A 20,247-nucleotide genomic window follows, 5' to 3' on the forward strand; every position below is an offset into this window, starting at 1 on the left:
GGACTTGAGCCAGGTCACACGGGTCCGCGAAGCGGTGCGCGCAGCGGAGCGAGTATGCTGGACCGCGGACACCATCCCTCCTTTAACGACCGTCCCGTGAGGCGGAGAAGGGGAACCCGTGAAGAACCGCACCGTGCTCGACGCGGACGAGATCTCCCGGGCGATCACGCGCATCGCCCACGAGGTCCTCGAGAGCAACAAGGGAGCCCGCGACCTCGTCGTCCTCGGCATCCCGTCCCGCGGCGTCCCGCTCGCCGAGCGCCTCGCCGCCCGCATCGCCGACATCGAACCCGGCACCGACGCCCGCGCGATCAGCGGCAGCCTCGACATCACGATGTACCGCGACGACCTGCGCACCACCCGGCTCCGCTCGCCGGCCCCCACCCGCATCCCGCCGGCCGGCATCGACGGCCGGACCGTCGTCCTCGTCGACGACGTCCTGTTCTCCGGGCGCACCATCCGCGCCGCCCTCGACGCGCTCGCCGACATCGGCCGACCGGCCGCCGTGCGGCTCGCCGTGCTCGTCGACCGCGGCCACCGGAGCCTGCCGATCCGCGCCGACCACGTCGGCAAGAACCTCCCGACCGCCGTCGACGAGCGCGTCTCCGTCACGGTCGCGGAGATCGACGGCACCGACGCGGTGACGATCTCGTCGTCCGAGGAGGCCTGATGCGCCACCTGCTCTCCACCGCCGAGCTCGCCCACGCCGAGGCGGCCGACCTGCTCGACGTCGCCGAGGAGATGACCCAGGTCGCCGAGCGCGAGATCAAGAAGCTCCCGGCGCTCCGCGGCCGCACGGTCGTCAACCTCTTCTTCGAGGACTCGACCCGCACCCGGCTGTCCTTCGAGGCCGCCGCCAAGCGGCTCTCCGCGGACGTCATCAACTTCTCCGCCAAGGGTTCGAGCGTGTCGAAGGGCGAGAGCCTGCAGGACACCATCCAGACGCTGTCGGCGATGGGCGCCGACGCGGTCGTCGTGCGCCACGGCGGCTCCGGCACCCCGCAGCGGATGGCGACCTCGGGCTGGATCAACGTGCCGATCCTCAACGCCGGCGACGGCACGCACGAGCACCCCACGCAGGCGCTCCTCGACGCGTTCACGCTGCGCCGCGTGCTCGCCGGGGCGCCGGCCTCGGGTGCGGCGGAGGGGGCGCGCGGACGCGACCTCGCCGGAGCCACGGTCGCCGTGGTCGGCGACGTCCTCCATTCGCGGGTCGCCCGCTCGAACGTCCACCTGCTCACCACGCTCGGGGCCCGCGTCGTCCTCATCGGCCCGCCCACGCTCATGCCCTGGGGCGTCGACGCGTGGCCGGCCGAGGTGTTCTACGACTTCGACGAGGCGCTCGCCGCGCACCGCTTCGACGCGGTGATGATGCTGCGCGTCCAGCTCGAGCGGATGCACCAGTCGTTCTTCCCCAACCCCCGCGAATACACGCGGCTCTGGGGCCTCACCGAGCAGCGCTGGCGCGCGCTGCCCGAGCACACCGCGATCATGCACCCGGGCCCGATGAACCGGGGCTTCGAGATCAGCGCCGCCGCCGCGGACTCGCCGCGCGCCGTCATCCTCGACCAGGTCGAGAACGGCGTCGCGGTGCGGATGGCGGCCCTCTACCGACTCCTCATCGGCACCGATTCGGAAGGACGACCATGACCGCGTACCTCATCCAGGGCGCCTCGGTCCAGGGCACCGGGACGCGCGACATCGCGATCGAGAACGGACGCTTCGTCGACGCGGTGACCGATCCGGACGTCGTCGTCGACGCCGCGGGGCTCGTCGCGCTGCCGGGCCTCGTCGACCTCCACACCCACCTCCGCGAGCCCGGGCGGGAGGACGCGGAGACCGTCCTCACCGGCTCGCAGTCCGCCGCCCGCGGCGGGTACACCGCCGTCCACGCGATGGCGAACACCGCGCCCGTCGCCGACACCGCCGGCGTCGTCGAGCAGGTGTGGAACCTCGGCCGGGAGGCCGGGTGGACCGAGGTCGTGCCGATCGGCGCGGTGACCATCGGCCAGCAGGGCACGCAGCTTGCCGAGCTCGGGGCGATGGCCCGCAGCGCCGCGGGCGTGCGGATCTTCTCCGACGACGGCCTGTGCGTCGCCGACCCGCTCCTCATGCGCCGTGCGCTCGAGTACGTCAAGACCTTCGACGGGATCATCGCCCAGCACTCGCAGGAGCCCCGGCTCACCGAGGGTGCGCAGATGAACGAGGGCACGGTGTCCGCCGAGCTCGGCCTGCCGGGGTGGCCGGCCGTCGCCGAGGAGGCGATCATCGCCCGCGACATCCTGCTCGCCGAGCACGTCGGCTCCCGCCTCCACGTGTGCCACCTGTCGACCGCCGGCAGCGTCGAGCTCGTGCGCTGGGCGAAGTCGCGCGGCGTGCAGGTGACCGCCGAGGTCACCCCGCACCACCTCATGCTCACCGACGAGCTCGTCCGCACCTACGACCCGCTCTACAAGGTCAATCCGCCGCTGCGCACGCAGGCCGACGTCGACGCGGTGCGCGCCGGGCTCGCCGACGGCACGATCGACGTCGTCGGCACCGACCACGCCCCCCACACCTCCGAGCACAAGTGCTGCGAGTGGACGGCGGCGGCGATGGGCATGGTCGGGATGGAGACCGCGCTCGCGATCGTCGTGGAGGCGATGCGCGACCACGACTTCGACTTCTCCGACGTCGCCCGGGTGATGAGCACCCGGCCCGCGGAGATCTCCGGGCTCGACGAGCAGGGTCGGATCGAGACCGGCCGGGGCGCCAACCTCGTCCTCGTCGATCCGAACGCGAGCGTGCGGATCGACCCGGCCGAGCACGCCACCCTCGGGCGCAACAACCCCTTCACCGGGTTCACCGTGTCGACCCGGATCGTCCACACCTTCCTCTACGGCCACCAGGTCGTCGCCGACTCCGCGCTCACCGCACCGCATCCCGTCTCCGGAGGCGGATCGTGGATCGGCTGATCCCCGCGCTCATCGTCGTCGGCGTCATCGTCGCCCTGTTCGCCCTCGTGGCGTGGGGCTGGACCGCGCGCCGCCGCGCCCAGACCGCGCAGTTCCCCGCTCCCGCCCGGCCCGTCGAGGGCATGCCCGTGCGCGGCGAGCCGGTCGCAGGGATGTACGTCGCGACGACGCTCGCCGACCAGCCGCTCGAGCGCGTCGCCGCCCACGGCCTCGGGCTGCGCACCTCAGCGTTCCTCGCGATCGCCGACGACGGCGTCATCATCGACCGCGACGGGGTCGACGACCTCCTCATCCCGGTGCACGACATCAGCGGGGTGAGCACCGCGAGCGGGATGATCGGGAAGTTCGTCGAGAAGGACGGCCTCATCGTCATCTCGTGGCGCCTCGGCGACACCGCGGTCGACACCGGATTCCGCACCCGCGCGGCCGCCGACCGCACCCCCACCATCGACCACATCCGCCAGCTCATCGGGGAGAACTCGTGAACCTGCTGTCCACCACACCCGCCGTCCTCGTGCTCGAAGACGGCCGCACGCTCACCGGCCGGGCCTACGGGGCCGTCGGCGAGACGATCGGCGAGGCGGTGTTCGTCACCGGCATGACCGGCTACCAGGAGACGCTCACGGACCCCTCCTACCACCGGCAGGTCGTCATCCAGACCGCCCCGCACATCGGCAACACCGGGGTCAACGACGCCGACGACGAGTCGCTGCGCTACTGGGTCGCCGGCTACGTCGTGCGCGACGCCGCCCGGATTTCCTCGAACTGGCGGGCCACCGAGGACCTCGAGGCGCGCCTGGAGCGGCTCGGCATCGTCGGCATCTCCGGCGTCGACACCCGCGCCCTCACCCTCCACCTGCGCGAGCGCGGGGCGATGCGGGTGGGGATCTTCTCCGGCGCGGCCGCGGAGCGGCCGGAGTCCGAGCTGCTCGCCGCCGTCACCGCCGCTCCCCGGATGACCGGGGCGGAGCTCGCCGGAGAGGTCTCGCGCGAGGACGAGCACGTCGTCGAGGCGGTGGGGGAGAAGCGCTTCACCGTCGTCGCCTACGACCTCGGGATCAAGTCCGAGACCCCCGCGCAGCTCGCCTCCCGGGGGATCGAGGTCCACGTCGTCCCGGCCTCGACCCCGTACGAGCGGATCGCCGAGATCGGCGTCGACGGCGTGTTCTTCTCCAACGGCCCCGGCGACCCGGCGACGGCCGACCACCAGGTCGACGTGCTCCGCCGGCTGCTCGCCGCGCGCACCCCGGTGTTCGGCATCTGCTTCGGCAATCAGCTCCTCGGCCGCGCGCTCGGCTTCGACACGTACAAGCTCAAGTTCGGCCACCGCGGGATGAACCAGCCGGTGCTCGACCGCTCGACCGGCCGGGTGGAGATCACCGCCCAGAACCACGGCTTCGCCGTCGACGCCCCCCTCGAGGGCGCCGTCACGGCCCCGGCCGACCCGGAGTTCGGCCGCGTCGAGGTCAGCCACGTGTGCCTCAACGACGACGTCGTCGAGGGCCTCCGGTGCCTCGACGTGCCGGCCTTCTCGGTGCAGTTCCACCCGGAGTCCGCCGCCGGCCCCCACGACTCCCGCGGCCTGTTCGACCGCTTCGTCGACCTCATGACCGAATCCCGCGCAGCCGCGCTCTAAGGAGAACCCGAAGTGCCCATCAGAGAAGACCTGTCGTCCGTTCTCGTCATCGGCTCCGGCCCCATCGTCATCGGGCAGGCCTGCGAGTTCGACTACTCCGGGACCCAGGCGTGCCGCGTGCTCAAGCAGGAGGGCCTGCGGGTCATCCTCGTCAACTCCAACCCGGCGACGATCATGACCGATCCGGAGATCGCCGACGCGACCTACGTCGAGCCGATCGACCCGGGGGTCATCGAGACGATCATCGCGAAGGAGAAGCCGGACGCGATCCTGCCCACTCTCGGCGGGCAGACCGCGCTCAACGCCGCGATCAACCTCCACGAGGCCGGGATCCTCGAGAAGTACGGCGTCGAGCTCATCGGCGCCGACGTCGCCGCGATCCAGCGCGGCGAGGACCGCCAGCAGTTCAAGGAGGTCGTCCAGCGATGCGGCGCCGACGTCGCGCGCTCGGTCATCGCCCACACCATGGACGAGTGCCTCGCCGCCGCCGACGAGCTCGGCTACCCGATGGTCGTGCGCCCCTCGTTCACCATGGGCGGCCTGGGCTCCGGCATGGCCTACGACGAGACCGATCTCCGGCGCATCGCCGGCGACGGGCTGAGCGACTCGCTCACCCACGAGGTGCTCCTCGAGGAGAGCATCCTCGGGTGGAAGGAGTACGAGCTCGAGCTCATGCGCGACCGCAACGACAACGTCGTGGTCATCTGCTCGATCGAGAACGTCGACCCGGTGGGCGTCCACACCGGCGACTCGATCACCGTCGCGCCGTCGATGACGCTCACCGACGTCGAGTACCAGAAGCTCCGCGACATCGGGATCGACGTCATCCGCGAGGTCGGCGTCGACACCGGCGGCTGCAACATCCAGTACGCGATCGACCCCGACACCGGGCGCATCGTCGTCATCGAGATGAACCCGCGGGTCTCGCGCTCCTCGGCGCTCGCCTCGAAGGCGACCGGCTTCCCGATCGCCAAGATCGCCGCGAAGCTCGCGGTGGGCTACACGCTCGACGAGATCCCCAACGACATCACCGAGGTCACCCCGGCCTCGTTCGAGCCGGCGCTCGACTACGTCGTCGTCAAGATCCCGCGCTTCGCGTTCGAGAAGTTCCCCGCCGCGGATCCCACGCTCACCACGACGATGAAGTCCGTCGGCGAGGCCATGGCGCTCGGCCGGAACTTCACCACCGCGCTCCAGAAGGCCATGCGGTCGCTCGAGCAGAAGGGCTCGGCCTTCGACTTCGCCGAGCGCTACGACCTCGCCGATCCGGAGGTCCGCAGCGAGGTCGTCGCCGCGCTCGGGCACCCGACGAGCGAGCGGCTGCACACCGTGCAGAGGGCGCTGCTCTCGGGGATGACCGTGGACGAGGTCCACGAGGCGTGCGACATCGATCCGTGGTTCCTCGACCAGATCGCGCTCATCAACGAGGTCGCCGAGGTCATCGCCGACGCTCCCGAGCTCTCCCGCGAGGTCATCCGGCTCGCCAAGGACCACGGCTTCTCCGATGCGCAGATCGGGCGGCTGCGCCACCTCGACGAGCAGGTCGTCACCGGCGTGCGCCACGCGCTGGGCCTGCGCCCGGTGTTCAAGACCGTGGACACGTGCGCCGGCGAGTTCGCCGCCCGCACCCCGTACCACTACTCGAGCTACGACCTCGAGACCGAGGTCATGCCGCGCGAGCGCGAGGCCGTCATCATCCTCGGCTCCGGTCCCAACCGGATCGGGCAGGGAATCGAGTTCGACTACTCGTGCGTCCACGCGACGATGGCGCTGTCCGAGGCCGGGTACGAGACCGTCATGGTCAACTGCAACCCGGAGACGGTGTCGACCGACTACGACACCGCCGACCGCCTGTACTTCGAGCCGCTGACCTTCGAGGACGTCATGGAGGTCTACCACGCGGAGCTCGCCGCCGGGCCCGTGGCCGGCGTCGTGTGCACGCTCGGCGGCCAGACCCCGCTCGGCCTCGCCGACCGCCTCAAGCAGGCCGGGGTGCCGGTCCTCGGCACCCAGCCCGAGGCGATCGACCTCGCCGAGGACCGCGGCGAGTTCGGCCAGGTGCTCGCCGAGGCGGGACTCATCGCGCCCAAGCACGGCACCGCGACGACCTACGACGAGGCGCAGCGGATCGCGACCGAGATCGGGTACCCGGTGCTCGTCCGCCCGTCCTATGTGCTCGGCGGCCGCGGCATGCAGATCGTCTACGACACCGAGCAGCTCTTCGGCTACATGGAGACCGCGACCGAGGTCTCGATCGACCGCCCCGTGCTCGTCGACCGGTTCCTCGAGGACGCCGTGGAGATCGACGTCGACGCGCTGTACGACGGCACGGAGACGTACATCGGCGGGATCATGGAGCACATCGAGGAGGCCGGCATCCATTCCGGCGACTCGGCGTGCGTGCTCCCCTCGATCACCCTCGGCGAGGACGTCCTCGAGCGGGTCCGCGAGGCCACCGCCGCGATCGCCCGCGGCACCGGCGTGCGCGGGCTGCTCAACATCCAGTTCGCGATCGCCGCGGACGTCCTCCACGTCATCGAGGCCAATCCGCGCGCCTCGCGCACGGTGCCGTTCGTGTCGAAGGCCACCGGCCACCCGCTCGCCAAGGCCGCCGCGCTCATCGCGGTCGGCCGGTCGATCGAGAGCCTGCGCGGGACCGTGCTCGCGGAGTCCGGGGACGGCTCGCGGCTCGGACTCGACCACCCGATCGCGGTCAAGGAGGCCGTGCTCCCGTTCCGCCGGTTCCGCACCGTCGACGGGGCGATCGTCGACTCGATCCTCGGCCCGGAGATGCGCTCGACCGGCGAGGTCATGGGCATCGACGTCACCTTCCCCGTCGCCTTCGCGAAGGCCGAGCTCGCGGCGGACTCCGGTCTGCCGACCGGGGGCACTGTCTTCGTCTCCGTGGCCGACCGCGAGAAGCGCGCGATCGTGCTGCCGGTCAAGCAGCTCGTCGATCTCGGCTTCACCGTCGTCGCGACCGGCGGCACCGCAGCGGTGCTTGCCCGCTACGGCATCGCCGCGACCCGGCTCCCGAAGTACTTCGAGGCGGCCGAGGGGGAGCGCACGATCCTCGACGACATCACCGAGCGCCGCATCGATCTCGTCATCAACGTCCCCTCGGGCCGCCAGGAGCGGGCCGACGGGTACGAGATCCGCGCGGCCGCCGTCGCCGCCTCGATCCCGCTCATGACGACGGTCGCGGAGTTCACCGCCGCGGTCACCGCGATCGAGTCGACCCAGCAGCGCGCCTTCGACGTCCGCTCGCTCCAGGACTGGGCATGAGGGACTTCGGCGTCGCCTGGCAGGAGGCGGTGCGCACTTCGCCGCTGTGCGTCGGGATCGACCCGCACGCCGGGGTGCTCGCCGACTGGGGGCTGCCCGACACCGCGGCCGGCGCGCGGGAGCTCTCGCTCGCCGTCGTCGAGGCCGCGGCCGGGCGGGTCGCGCTCGTCAAGCCGCAGTCGGCCTTCTACGAGCGCTTCGGCTCCGCCGGGGTCGCGGTCCTCGAGGAGGTCCTCGCCGCGGCCCGCGCGGCCGGTCTGCTCACCGTGCTCGACGTCAAGCGCGGCGACATCGGATCGACGATGGCCGGGTACGCCCAGGCCTACATGGATCCCGCCTCGCCGCTGTGCGCCGATGCGGTGACCCTCTCGCCGTACCTCGGCTTCGGGTCGCTCGCTCCCGCGCTCGAGGCCTCGCGCGCGTTCGGCACCGGGGTGTTCGTCCTCGCGCTCACATCGAACCCCGACGGCCCGCAGGTCCAGCACGCGATCACGGCGGCCGGGCGCCCGGTCGCCGCCGAGGTGCTCGACGGCATCGCGGAGTTCAACGCCGCGGTCGGCTCGCCGCGGGCCGGGGCGGTCATCGGCGCGACGATCGGCACCGCCCTCACCGACCTCGGGATCGATCCCGACGCCCTGCGCTGCCCGGTCCTCGCTCCGGGCTACGGCGCCCAGGGCGGCACCGCGGACGATCTCGTCGCGGTGTTCGGGGAGAGCTTCACCACGGGCCGGGTGCTCGTCAACGCCTCGCGCTCGGTGCTCGCCGCCGGGCCCGCGCACAGCGCCCTGGCCGGGGCGATGGACGAGATCACCCGTGTGCTCAGCGGCCGGATGCGTCTAGACTGAGGGGACTTCCCTCCTAGGAACAGTCTCGACGAGGAGTAGACGTGGCACTGGAACCATTGACGCCCGAACAGCGCGCGGCGGCCCTGGACAAGGCCTTCAAGGCACGGCAGGCCCGCGCGGAGGTCAAGGCCGATCTCAAGTCGGGCCGCACCTCGCTCGCGGCGGTGCTCGACCGCACCGGTGACGACGAGGCCCTGAGCAAGATGAAGGTCCACGATCTGCTCCGCTCGCTGCCCGGCGTCGGCGACCGCCGTGCGACCTCGCTCATGGAGGAGATCGGCATCGCCGCCTCGCGCCGCCTCAAGGGACTCGGCGTCCACCAGCGCGCTGCGCTGCTGGAGAAGTTCGGCACTCCGTGAACACACTCACCGTCCTCGCCGGGCCCACCGCGGTCGGCAAGGGAACCGTCAGCGCCTACATCCGCGAGCACTTCCCCCAGGTGTGGTTCTCGGTGTCCGCGACCACCCGTCCGGCCCGCCCCGGTGAGATCGACGGCGTGCACTACCTCTTCCGCACGGAGGAGGAGTTCGACGCGATGATCGACGCCGGCGAGCTGCTCGAGCACGCGACCGTCCACGGCCGCTACCGCTACGGCACCCCGGCCGGACCGGTCCGCGAGGCCCTCGACGCCGGGCACGCCCCGCTGCTCGAGATCGATCTCCAGGGCGCCCGCCAGGTCAAGGAGGCGCTGCCGGACGCGCGGTTCGTGTTCCTCGCCCCGCCGAGCTGGTCGGAGCTCGTCCGGCGGCTCATCGGCCGCGGCACGGAGAGCCCGGAGGAGCAGGCCCGCCGGCTCGAGACCGCGCAGGCGGAGCTCGCCGCGGAATCGGAGTTCGACCACACCGTGGTCAATCACGACGTTCGAACTGCCGCGCAAGACCTAGTAGGATTGATGGGGCTGTCGGTCGACGATCAGGTCGACCCCGCCGACGATCCCGTCGGCCAGGTCGGCAGCCCCGAGTCGAATGGAGTCTGAGTGTCCGGAGAACCCGAAGGTATCACCAACCCGCCGATCGACGAGCTGCTGGCGGTGACCGATTCGAAGTACGAGCTCGTCATCGAGGCCTCGCGCCGCGCCCGGCAGATCAACGCGTACTACGCGCAGCTCCAGGAGGGCCTGCTCGAGAACGTCGGTCCGCTGGTGACGCCCGAGCCCAATGAGAAGCCCCTCTCGATCGCCCTGCGCGAGATCAACGAGGGCAAGATCCTCATCCGCGAGCCCCGCGAGTCCGACTTCGCCCCGCCGGTCGTCGAGGACTTCGGCATGCCGGTCGAGGACCTCACCGAGCAGTGAGGATCGTCCTCGGCGTCGCCGGCGGCATCGCGGCCTACAAGGCCTGCCATGTCGTGCGCGAGCTCAGGGAGCGCGGTCATGCGGTGCGGGTCGTGCCCACCCGGGCGGCGCTCGAGTTCGTCGGCGCCGCGACCTGGGAGGCCCTGAGCGGTCAGCCCGTGGCGACCGGCGTCTTCACCCGCGTCGACGAGGTCGAGCACGTCCGCATCGGACAGGACGCCGACCTCGTCGTCATCGCACCGGCCACCGCCGACCTCCTCGCCCGGGTGCGCGCCGGGATCGCCGACGACCTCCTCACCGCCACCGTGCTCACCACCACTGCACCGGTCGTGGTCGCCCCGGCGATGCACACCGAGATGTGGTTCAACGCCGCCACCGTCGACAACGTCGCCGCTCTCCGGGCGCGCGGCGTCACCGTCATCGAGCCCGCGAGCGGCCGCCTCACCGGCGCCGACTCCGGACCCGGCCGACTGCCCGAGCCCGGCGACATCGTTGCCGCGGCGCTCGCGGTCCATGCGGAGCACGCGCGTGCCGGCGGCGACGCCTCCGGCGCGCTCGCCGGGCGCACCGTGCTCGTGTCCGCTGGGGGCACCCGCGAGCCCCTCGATCCCGTCCGCTTCCTCGGCAACCGCTCCTCGGGCAAGCAGGGCGTCGCGCTGGCCGCCGCGGCCGCTCAGGCCGGAGCGCAAGTCCGCCTCGTCGCCGCGAACGTCTCCGCGGACATCCTCGCCGGGCTGCCCGCGGGGGTCGACGTCGAGCACGTCGAGACCACCGCCGAGCTCGAGGCCGCCTGCCGCGCCGCCCAGCCGACGGCCGATGTCGTCATCATGTGCGCCGCGGTGTCGGACTACCGTCCGGCGGAGGTCGCCGCGCACAAGATGAAGAAGTCCCGTGATGCCGGGATGCGGCTCGAGCTCGTCCAGAACCCCGACATCCTCCGCGGACTCGTCGACTCGCGCACTCCCGGCCAGCTCATCGTCGGCTTCGCCGCCGAGACCGGCTCCCCGGACGCCGGGATCGAGGAGCTCGCCCGCGCCAAGCTGCTCCGCAAGGGGTGCGACCTCCTCGTCCTCAACGACGTGTCCGCGGGGCAGGCGTTCGGGACCGAGACGAACACCGTCGTGCTCTTCCACCGCGACGGGGACTCGGTCACCGAGGTCGCCCGCGCCTCGGGCACCAAGGCCGAGGTGTCACGGGACGTCATCGCGGGGCTCGTGTCCGTACTCTCTCGTTAGGATGGCACCGTGACTTCTTCGACCCTGCGCCAGTTCACCTCCGAATCCGTGACCGAGGGCCATCCCGACAAGATCTGCGACCAGATCAGCGATGCGGTCCTCGACTCCCTGCTGTCCCAGGACCCGCAGGCGCGCGTCGCGGTGGAGACCCTCGTCACCACCGGTCTCGTCCACGTCGCCGGCGAGGTGACGACGAGCGGCTACGCCGACGTCGCGAACATCGTCCGCCGGGTCATCACCGACATCGGCTACGACTCCTCGGACAAGGGGTTCGACGGCCACTCGTGCGGCGTCTCGGTGTCGATCGGCTCGCAGTCGGCGGACATCAGCTCCGGCGTGTCGACCTCGCTCGAGCACCGCTCGGGCACCCATAATCCCGCCGACGAGGGCTCGCTGCTCGGCGCGGGTGACCAGGGTCTGATGTTCGGCTACGCCGACAGCTCGACCGACGTCCTCATGCCGCTCCCGATCCACCTCGCCCACCGCCTGTCCGAGCGCCTCACCGAGGTCCGGAAGTCCGGCGAGCTCGACTACCTGCGGCCCGACGGCAAGACCCAGGTGACGATCGGCTACGACGGCGACACCCCGGTGAGCGTCAAGGCGATCGTCGTGTCCTCGCAGCATGACGCCGCGGTCGGTGCACGCCAGCTCGAGAGCGATCTGCGCGCGGCCGTCATCGACCCGGTGCTCGCCGAGCGCGGGCTCGACACGACCGGCACCGAATACTTCATCAATCCCGCCGGGCCGTTCGTCGTCGGCGGTCCGATGGGCGACGCCGGGCTCACCGGCCGCAAGATCATCGTCGACACCTACGGCGGCTTCTCCCGCCACGGCGGCGGCGCCTTCTCCGGCAAGGACCCCTCGAAGGTCGACCGCTCGGGCGCCTACGCGATGCGCTGGGTGGCGAAGAACGTCGTCGCCGCCGGCCTCGCCGAGCGCGCCGAGGTCCAGGTCGCCTACGCCATCGGCTCGAGCCGCCCGGTGGGCCTCTACGTCGAGACCTTCGGCACGGAGACCGTGGCCCCGGAGAAGATCGCCGCGGCCATCCGCACGGTGTTCGACCTCCGCCCGGCGAAGATCATCGAGGCGCTTGACCTGCGGCGCCCGATCTACTCCGCGACCGCGACCTACGGCCACTTCGGCCGCACCGAGGACACCTTCACCTGGGAGAGGACCGACCGGGCCGAGGCGCTGCGCCGCGAGGTGAGCTGATCTCCCGATGACCGGCGATCCGCACCCGCCCGGGCTGTTCGACGAGCTCCCCGCGACGAGCCCGGACGGCACCGGGGGAGTGCCGGGTGCCGGGGGAGCGGGCGGCGCCGCGGGAGAGCATGGTGCCGCGGGTGAATCCGGTGCCGGAGCGGGCCGCGGTGCCGGCCTCGAGCCGGAGCTCGGCGGCCCCCTGCGGGTGCGCGGCGGAATCACACCGGCGGAGCGCCTGCCCGTCGCCGCGGTGCTCGTCGAGACCCAGCTGCCGCACCTCGCGCGCCCCTTCGACTACGCCGTGCCCGCGCAGCTCGATGCCGCCGCGCAGCCCGGGGTGCGCGTGCGCGTGCGCTTCGCCGGCCGGCTGACCTCGGGCTTCGTCCTCGAGCGGCGCGAGGTCACCGAGCACGTCGGCGAACTCGCGGCACTCGAACGCGTGACCTCCCCGCTGCCCGTGCTCACCCCCGCGCTGCTCGCGCTGTGCCGCGCGATCGCGGACCGGTACGCCGGCACCCTGCCCGATGTGCTGCGCCTCGCGATCCCGCCGCGCCACGCCCGCGCCGAGAAGCGGGCCCTCGCGCGGCCCGCCCGGCTGCTCTCGGCACCCGCGCTGGTCCAGGTCGCCGGGGAGATCACCCCGCGCGCCGACGAGCCGCCCGCCTTCCACGCCTACCTCGCCGCGCTCGAGGCCTGGGTCGCGGATGCGAGTGCGGGTGCGGATGAGTCTGCTGATGGCGACGCGGGTGCGGGTGCGGATCTCAGTGCGGGTGCGGAGACGGGTGCGGATGAGCCTGTGGATTCAGGCACGAATGCGCATGGTGAGGTTGGCGGCGCTGGGGCGGATCCGGGTGTGGCCGCGGAGACGGGTGCCGGTGCGGACGAGGCAGCGCGCACGGGCGCGGTCACGGCCGCGGTTGCCGGTCCGGGAGAGGGCACGACTGCGGTTGCCCGTCCCGGCCAGGGTGCGGCTGCGGGTGCCGGCGCGGTGCGCGGCCCGCGCGCGGCGTGTGCGGTGCTGCCCGGCGAGGACCCCGGCACCGGCTGGATCCACCTCGGCCTGCGGGCCGCCGCCCCCGTCCTCGCTGCCGGGCGCAGCGTGCTGTGGCTCGTGCCCGACCACCGCGAGCTCGCCGCGCTCGAGGCGCGCCTCGGCGATCTCGCCCCGGTGACGGTCCGGCTCTCGGCGGACCAGGGTCAGGAGGAGCGCTGGGACGCGTGGGTGTCCGCGCTCACCGGGCGCGCGCGCCTCGTCATCGGCACCCGGGCCGCGGCCTTCGCGCCGCTGCCGGACCCGGGCCTCATCATCTGCTCCGACGACGCCGACGACTCCTACCTCGAGCAGCGCGCACCCTATCCGCACGCCCGCGAGGTGCTCCTCACCCGGGTGCAGCTCGAGGGTTCCGCGCTGCTCCTCCTCGACTACGGGCGGAGCACGGAGACCCAGCACCTCGTCGACTCCGGCTGGGTGGGGGACATCCTGGCCCCGCGCGAGCTCCGCCGGCAGGCCGCCCCGCTCGTGTTCGTCCCCGATCCCGACGGCGACCCGGGGTCCGCCGGCCGCCTCCCGCCGCGCGCCTTCGAGCTCGTCCGCGATGCGCTCGGCCGCTCGCGCCGGGCACCGGCCCCGCCGGGCGCGGTGCTCGTCCAGGTGCCGCGCGCGGGCTACCTGCCGGTCATCGCGTGCGCCCGCTGCCGGACGGTGACCCGCTGCCCGCAGTGCGAGTCGAAGCTCACCGCCGCCTCGATCCTCGGCCCCTTCGCCTGCCGGCAGTGCGGGTACCGGGCCGACTCGGTGACGTGCCGCGAATGCTCGGCGACCGCCGTGCGCTCGGTGGTGAGCGGGCTCGACAAGGTGTACGAGGAGCTTGGCCGGGCGTTCCCCGGGGCGCTCATCGTGCGCTCGGGCGGCGATCGGGTGCTCGCCCAGGTGGAGCCGGAGCCGAGCATCGTCGTCGCGACGACCGGCGCGGAGCCCTATGTCGAGGGCGGATACGCCTCGGTGCTGCTGCTCGACACCTTGTGGCCGGGGCCGGGCCTGCGCTCGACGGAGGAGGCGATCGCCCGGCGCCTGCGCGGTGCCTCGCTCGTGCGCTCGCGCGCGGCCGGCGGGCGGGTGCTGCTGCTCGACGAGGACGAGGCGGTGCAGCGCGTGGTGAGCCGGTTCGAGCCGATCCCGTGGGCGGCGGAGCAGTGCGCGGACCGGGCGGCGCTCGGACTGCCGCCGGCGGCGCGGACCGTGACGCTCACCGGCGGGCGCGAGGCCGTGGGCGAGGTCATCGCGGTCCTCCGCGAGACCGCCGAGGTGCGCGAGCTCATCGCCGAGGACGATCCCTGTGCGGTGGTGCTCGGCTTCGCGATCGCCGACGGCCGCGCGGTGACGACGCGCCTCGCCGCCGAGGTCGCCTCCCGCTCCATGCGCGGCGCCGAGATCGTCTCGGTCCGCGTCGACGACCCCGACGCGCTGTAGGCGATTCGCACCCGCGCTGGGTCCGAGACGTCGGCTTGTGGCGCCGGCTCGAGTTGCCATCTGGAGTCGCCAGCTCGAGGCGCGCGGCTCGAGTTGCCGGCAAAAGGATGCAGCTTGAGGCGTCTGGTCGAGGAGCCATCTCGAGGCGCCAGGTCCGGAGACTGACCGAATGCGCGCGCCGGTGCCGGTCGGCGGTGTCGGCCGGGTGACGCGTCGGGGAACCGTGAAGCCGAGGAACGATGCGCCGGGCCGGGGCGTCATCGGATCAGGGGAGTCGTCAGGGACTGTGTCCGGGGCGGCCGGAGCGTCGGCCGGCGGTCGGCCCGCGGTTTCGAGAAGCCGGGGAGCCGTGAGTCTTTTCTGGATGTCTCCGGTCATGGGGACTCGTGCGCAGGGTCGGGATGACGTGAAGCCGGGGGAGCCGTGAGCCGGGCGGGGGCGCCCTCGTAGCGGGGAGTCGTCCGGGGCTGTGTCCGGGGACCGATCCGGACAGTCGGATGCGGCAGGGGCCGACTGGGACTGTCGGAACGCACGGTCCGCAATCCGTATGGCGGATCTCTCCGCGGTTTCCACAATTGATGATGCAGACGAAAGAATATTCAAAGAAATATCGAACACCCTGTGGACAACACCGATTTCAGGCGTTTTCGAGTCATCCCGTGTCCGTGGGTCCCGATAGCCTGAAACCACTCGCACAGCACCCCCGAACCAGTCCCCAGCACACCAGAAACCAGGAACTCAGGACCCACGATCGGCGACCGAGGGAGGTGACCCCTGATGACCGCACCCACCATCCACCCCGACAGCAGCGACCCCCGCGACTCCGACCCCCGCGACTCCGACCCCCGCGACTCCACCGAGCACCCCTTCGGTGAGCGTCCCGCTCTCCTGCGGCTGCGGGACTCGGTGGCCTCCCATGATCGCGTCCCGCTCTCCTGCGGCTGCGGGACTCGGTGGCCTCCCATGATCGGGTGCTGCTCGCCCGGATGCAGCTCATCGCCGAGACCATCATCGAGGAATGCCTCGACCTCACCCCCGAACCCGACTGCACGACGTGGGCTGGATCGTCCGGGCCTTTCGCCTCCTCGACCCCGGAACCTCCCGTCGCGGACTCCGCAACCGGCAGCGCAGACTCCGCAGCCACCGGTCCTGCCGCGGGCTGTGCGGAGTGCGGGCGCGACCGCTACGGCCTGCCCGCCGACCGGTCACTCGCCCACTGGGTCCTCGAACGGATGACCGGGGAGCACCTCACCTGCCTCGCCGCGGTCCTCGACACCACCATCACGCGGGCCTACACCGCCGCCCGCGAAGCACTCATCGCGACCTTCAGCCTGCGTGCCTGCCACGACCGCGCCACCACCGGAATCCTGCGATACGAGCGCCTGCAGTACGCCGCGCGCCGCGCCCACCGACTCGGGGATGCGAAACTCGCCGCGCTCGATGCGGGGATCACCGCACTGCGCCCCGATCTGTCGTGGGAAGCCTATTGCCGGGCGGTCAACGAGCTCATCCGCATGCTCACCGATGACGAGGAGCAGGAGGAGCAGGTGCGGGAGAACCGGCGGGTCGATTTCTGGCGCAGCGATGCCCGGGAAGGCCGTCTCCTCCTCACCGGACCCCTCGAGCCCCTGCACGCCCTGCACCGCCGCCTCGAGGCCACCGCCCGCGCGATCCGGGCCGCCCATGCCTCGACGTTCGGTGAGCAGCTGCCGGCCGGGGCGCAGATCGCAGATGATCGCACCATCCCGCAGCTGATGTTCGACCTCCTCTCCGCCACCGCACCGAGCACCCACATCGCAATCACCACCCCGAACAATGACACCGGTGCCGACGACGACGGAGCTCAGGACACAGGCGCGTCCACCGCTGAGCGGAGTACCGCAGACCCGAATCCAGGACTCTTCCCCTTCCTCGGAGTCACCGGAGTCAGCCGCCCCGTCGACAGCTGTGATACCGGCAGCTCTGGTGCCGGCGCTGCAGGTGCAGGCACTCCTGCGGCCGGTGATCCATCCGTCGGCGACTCCGGGGCAGGTGGAGCGGATGCGGACGGTCGAGTGCGACGGCAGGTCAGGGTGACGTGTCCGTCGAACCAGGACTGGCTGCGCCGGCAGGCCACCGTCGTCATCACCGTCCCCTACCTCACCCTCACCGGACACGCCGAGCTGCCCGGCACCTGGTCCGACGGCACCCCGATCCCCGCCGACCTCGCCGCCAGACTCGCCGCCGGGTCGGAGAAATTCACCCGGATCCTCACCGACCCCACCACCGGCGCCGTCTGCCCCGAGATCGCGCAGTCCTACACGCTGCCGGTCGGGATGCGCACGACACTGAATCAGACCTGGGCGTGGTGCACCGCACCCGGATGCACACGGCGGGCCGAGACGAGCGAGGCCGACCACATCATCCCCTTCGACCACACCGCTCCTGCTCGGGGCGGGCGGACGGACTTCGACAACCTCCACCCCCTGTGCAAACAGCACCACCAGATGAAGACCGAACGGACCCTGCGTCTGCACCGCACCACCGACGGGCTCATCTGCTGGCAGTTCGCCCACGGCATCACCCACACCACCACACCGGCTGACCGGCCCATCGATCGCGAGGCCGCCCGCATCACCCGCCGCCTCCTCGGCCTGACCGACCCCGACGACCACGACCCACCACCGAGCGCACCCGACGAAGCGCCACCCGACGACCCAAGCGCCGGACCGCCGGACGACGCCGATGCCGACCGCCCAGATCGTCCTGACGATGGGCCACCGCATGACTCTGATGACAACCCACCGGGTTTTCCCGACGGCGGGCTGCCGCGTAGTCCTGAAAGCGACGACCTACCGGGTATTCCCGATGGCGAGCTACCGCCAGACCGCAATGACGACGAGCCGCCGGACCTTCCCGATGGCGGACTACCGCGTGCCCCGGGTGACGGCCCTCCGGGTAGTCCGAGTACCGGTCGACTGCTCGACCCTGACTGCACCCCGCCAGGCACTCCGAGTGCCAGACGTCCACGCGTTCCGGACAGCCCGCCGCCTCTCACGTCGAGCGCCAGCCGACCGGGTGTGCCGGGCAGCGACCCGACGACCGGTGCCATCGTCGGCCCATCGGGCGACCCGTTCGGGAGCCCACCCGGCAGCGGACCGGACGCCGATGACCCGGACGGGAATGCTCCAGGCAGCCCTCGCACCTCCGCTGTCATCGATCCCTGGGAGTGCTGGGAAAAGATCCCCAGGCCGGAGCCCGATGGCACCGAGGGGGACGACCCCCGACCGGATTCCACCCGGCAGCACCCCGCCGCGTCCGTCGACAGCACAACTGCGAACAGGAGCAAGAGCGATCGCCTCGGGCACGTCGACATCGCGGTGGACCGCCCGGACGACCGCAGGAGCACCGGCACTGTGAACGCTGACCTCGGCTCCGGAGCAGCTGTCCTGGGTGTGCCTGTCTCCGGAGAGGCAGCCGCCGGAGGAGCAGCCACTGGACGATCGGACACCGCAGATCGGGCCGCTGGGGGATCGGCGATCAGAACGCCTGCAGCCAGGCCACTCGCAGGCGATGCCGACAACGGGTGTGCGGCCGAGGCCTCGACCGCACCTCCTGCCGACAGCAGCGACCCCTGGTGGCACGCTGATGACGACCCGCCGCCCTTCTGAAGCCCGCCTCCCGCCCGAGGTGTATCGGGCGCCGGCCGTACTCAGTGCCTGACCCCCCCTGGAACCGGAGCGCCGACGATGAAAGAATCCGAGTGCGGGCCTGCCCAGTGCGACTCCCGAGGTCCCGCACACGATTGCCGCTGTCGAAGCATGGGGGACCCGCCGACGCACGTGGGCCTGACGAAGCACGTCGATCCGTCGACGAACGTGGATCTGTCAACGCACGTGGACCGGTCGCGGCGCACGGGGAGGAGCCCTGCATGTCATCCGGCATCGATCTCGACTATCCGTTCTCCGGCCGCTGGCTCGTGCAGAACAGCCCGGCCGACCGGATTCCCAGTCATGGCACCCCTCGGTTCGCCACATCGCATGCGATCGATTTCGTGCCCGTCGGAGATGATGCGCGCACCGCGCCGATCACTCTCGGCGGACTCCTCCGACCGGAACCCCCGGAGCGGTTCCCGGGGTTCGGGCGGCCGATCCTCGCTCCGGTGGACGGCGTCGTGGTCGCGGTGCACGATCCGATTCGCGATCATCCGGCTCACCGCGGCCTGCCGTCGATCGGCTATGCACTCACCCAGCCGCGGCGCGTCGCGGCAGGGTGGACAGCACTCGCGGGGAACCACGTCTTCATCGACCACGACGGCATCGTCATCGCGCTCTGCCATCTGCAGCGGGGGAGCGCGGCGGTCCGGACAGGGCAGCACGTGCGTGCGGGCGACGTCCTCGGCCGGTGCGGCAACTCGGGCAACAGCACCGAACCCCATCTGCACATCCAGGCGATCGACGGCAGAGAGGTCGAGGATGCTCGGGCGGTGCCGATGACCTTCCGCGGCTCACTGCCCCGCAACGGTGAAGTCGTCGTCGTATCGCCGATGAACAGCAGCACGTGACGCAGTGCTGCACGTGACGCAGTGCTGCAGGTGACCCAGTGCCGCACATGATGCAGTGCCGACCGGACTGACGCGTTCCGGAGCGTCGGGGTGCTCACGCGTCCGAGCGGCCGGCCCGTGCCCCCTGCGCGGCGGTTGCCGCACGTGGGCTCGAACCGGTTCAGCCCAGGCGACGGTGGAGGGTGGTGCGGGCGAGCGCGAGCACCTCGGGGTCGTCGGTGAGGGTGTAGGCCGCGCTCGCGGCGAGGAACTGGCCGGTGACCTCGAAGACGAGGCCGCGGGGATCCTCCCCGGCCAGCCGCCCCTCGGCCTGCGATTCCATGACGAGCCGGGCGAGCCGGGCGGAGAGCTCGCGCTGGAACCGGGACAGCCGGTCGCGCACGGGACCGGGCCGCGGTCCCATCTCCATCACGGCGGCGGAGAAGAAGCACCCGCCGGAGAACACCCGGTCGTCGAGGTGGTCGAGGTAGCGATCGCACAGCCCGAGCAGCTGCGCATGCGGACCCGGCAGCGCGAGGGCGGGCTCGATGACATGGGCGCGGAAGATCCTGTCGGCCTCGTCGATCGTCGCGAGCTGGAGCTCGAGCTTCGACCCGAAGTGGGCGTAGATCCCGCTCTTGCTCATCCCCGCCGCGGTCGCCAGGGCGCCGATCGACAGTCCGTCGAGTCCGACGACCGTCGACAGCTCGGTCGCCTGGCGCAGGACGGTCGAACGGGTGCGGGCTCCGTCGGCGCGGACACGGCGGGCGTTCTCGATGGTCATCTTGACATAATAGCACGAC

General features: G+C 71.8%; 16 protein-coding genes. 15 read left to right on the plus strand and 1 reads right to left on the minus strand.

Translation table 11 applies throughout. From position 1 onward, the window contains the following. The first annotated feature begins 118 nt into the window (after nucleotides 1–118). From pyrR to C1A17_RS01325, 15 genes are all read left to right on the plus strand, one after another. Nucleotides 119–670 carry a bifunctional pyr operon transcriptional regulator/uracil phosphoribosyltransferase PyrR gene (gene pyrR / locus C1A17_RS01250; RefSeq protein ID WP_101649963.1) on the plus strand — a complete coding sequence of 184 codons (552 nt, stop codon included), beginning with the start codon at nucleotides 119–121 and terminating at the stop codon, nucleotides 668–670. Further along, nucleotides 670–1,650, plus strand: coding sequence for an aspartate carbamoyltransferase catalytic subunit (locus C1A17_RS01255; protein WP_101649964.1), 981 nt, complete (start codon nucleotides 670–672; stop codon nucleotides 1,648–1,650). Before pyrR ends, C1A17_RS01255 begins: the two co-directional genes overlap by 1 nt. Then, complete coding sequence (locus C1A17_RS01260) at nucleotides 1,647–2,954, plus strand: dihydroorotase (RefSeq protein WP_101649965.1); 1,308 nt, start codon at nucleotides 1,647–1,649, stop codon at nucleotides 2,952–2,954. Before C1A17_RS01255 ends, C1A17_RS01260 begins: the two co-directional genes overlap by 4 nt. Beyond that, the gene (locus C1A17_RS01265) at nucleotides 2,942–3,439 is read left to right on the plus strand and encodes a PH-like domain-containing protein (RefSeq protein WP_101649967.1); all 498 of its coding nucleotides are present in this window, start codon (nucleotides 2,942–2,944) and stop codon (nucleotides 3,437–3,439) included. The genes C1A17_RS01260 and C1A17_RS01265 overlap by 13 nt, the downstream gene beginning before the upstream one ends. Continuing rightward, nucleotides 3,436–4,590, plus strand: coding sequence for a glutamine-hydrolyzing carbamoyl-phosphate synthase small subunit (gene carA / locus C1A17_RS01270; RefSeq protein WP_101649969.1), 1,155 nt, complete (start codon nucleotides 3,436–3,438; stop codon nucleotides 4,588–4,590). Before C1A17_RS01265 ends, carA begins: the two co-directional genes overlap by 4 nt. 12 nt (nucleotides 4,591–4,602) lie before the next feature. Then, complete coding sequence (carB, locus tag C1A17_RS01275; RefSeq protein ID WP_101649971.1) at nucleotides 4,603–7,875, plus strand: carbamoyl-phosphate synthase large subunit; 3,273 nt, start codon at nucleotides 4,603–4,605, stop codon at nucleotides 7,873–7,875. Beyond that, nucleotides 7,872–8,720: an orotidine-5'-phosphate decarboxylase gene (pyrF, locus tag C1A17_RS01280; protein ID WP_101649973.1), complete on the plus strand. Its 849-nt coding sequence runs from the start codon at nucleotides 7,872–7,874 to the stop codon at nucleotides 8,718–8,720. The genes carB and pyrF overlap by 4 nt, the downstream gene beginning before the upstream one ends. A gap of 41 nt (nucleotides 8,721–8,761) precedes the next feature. After that, on the plus strand, nucleotides 8,762–9,079 hold the full coding sequence (gene mihF, locus C1A17_RS01285; RefSeq protein WP_101649975.1) for an integration host factor, actinobacterial type: 318 nt from the start codon (nucleotides 8,762–8,764) through the stop codon (nucleotides 9,077–9,079). Next, nucleotides 9,076–9,696: a guanylate kinase gene (gene gmk / locus C1A17_RS01290; protein WP_101649977.1), complete on the plus strand. Its 621-nt coding sequence runs from the start codon at nucleotides 9,076–9,078 to the stop codon at nucleotides 9,694–9,696. The genes mihF and gmk overlap by 4 nt, the downstream gene beginning before the upstream one ends. Continuing rightward, nucleotides 9,697–10,014 (plus strand): DNA-directed RNA polymerase subunit omega, encoded by a 318-nt coding sequence (gene rpoZ, locus C1A17_RS01295; protein ID WP_101649980.1) that lies wholly within the window; start codon nucleotides 9,697–9,699, stop codon nucleotides 10,012–10,014. Continuing rightward, the gene (coaBC, locus tag C1A17_RS01300) at nucleotides 10,011–11,249 is read left to right on the plus strand and encodes a bifunctional phosphopantothenoylcysteine decarboxylase/phosphopantothenate--cysteine ligase CoaBC (RefSeq protein ID WP_101649983.1); all 1,239 of its coding nucleotides are present in this window, start codon (nucleotides 10,011–10,013) and stop codon (nucleotides 11,247–11,249) included. The genes rpoZ and coaBC overlap by 4 nt, the downstream gene beginning before the upstream one ends. A 9-nt stretch (nucleotides 11,250–11,258) precedes the next feature. Further along, complete coding sequence (gene metK / locus C1A17_RS01305; RefSeq protein WP_101649985.1) at nucleotides 11,259–12,461, plus strand: methionine adenosyltransferase; 1,203 nt, start codon at nucleotides 11,259–11,261, stop codon at nucleotides 12,459–12,461. 7 nt (nucleotides 12,462–12,468) lie between these two features. Further along, nucleotides 12,469–14,922, plus strand: coding sequence for a primosomal protein N' family DNA-binding protein (locus C1A17_RS14130; protein WP_219618231.1), 2,454 nt, complete (start codon nucleotides 12,469–12,471; stop codon nucleotides 14,920–14,922). Nucleotides 14,923–15,875: 953 nt separating this feature from the next. Further along, entirely contained in the window at nucleotides 15,876–18,572 is a 2,697-nt protein-coding gene (locus C1A17_RS01320; protein WP_146000565.1) for an HNH endonuclease signature motif containing protein, read from the plus strand. Nucleotides 18,573–18,832: 260 nt separating this feature from the next. Next, nucleotides 18,833–19,465, plus strand: coding sequence for a M23 family metallopeptidase (locus C1A17_RS01325; RefSeq protein WP_101649995.1), 633 nt, complete (start codon nucleotides 18,833–18,835; stop codon nucleotides 19,463–19,465). Between the two features lie 160 nt (nucleotides 19,466–19,625). Here C1A17_RS01325 and C1A17_RS01330 read toward each other — a convergent pair whose 3' ends face one another. Continuing rightward, nucleotides 19,626–20,228, minus strand: coding sequence for a TetR/AcrR family transcriptional regulator (locus tag C1A17_RS01330; RefSeq protein WP_101649997.1), 603 nt, complete (start codon nucleotides 20,226–20,228; stop codon nucleotides 19,626–19,628). Nucleotides 20,229–20,247: the final 19 nt, after the last annotated feature.

Source organism: Brevibacterium ihuae (assembly GCF_900184225.1).
Classification (GTDB): Bacteria; Actinomycetota; Actinomycetes; order Actinomycetales; family Brevibacteriaceae; genus Brevibacterium; species Brevibacterium ihuae.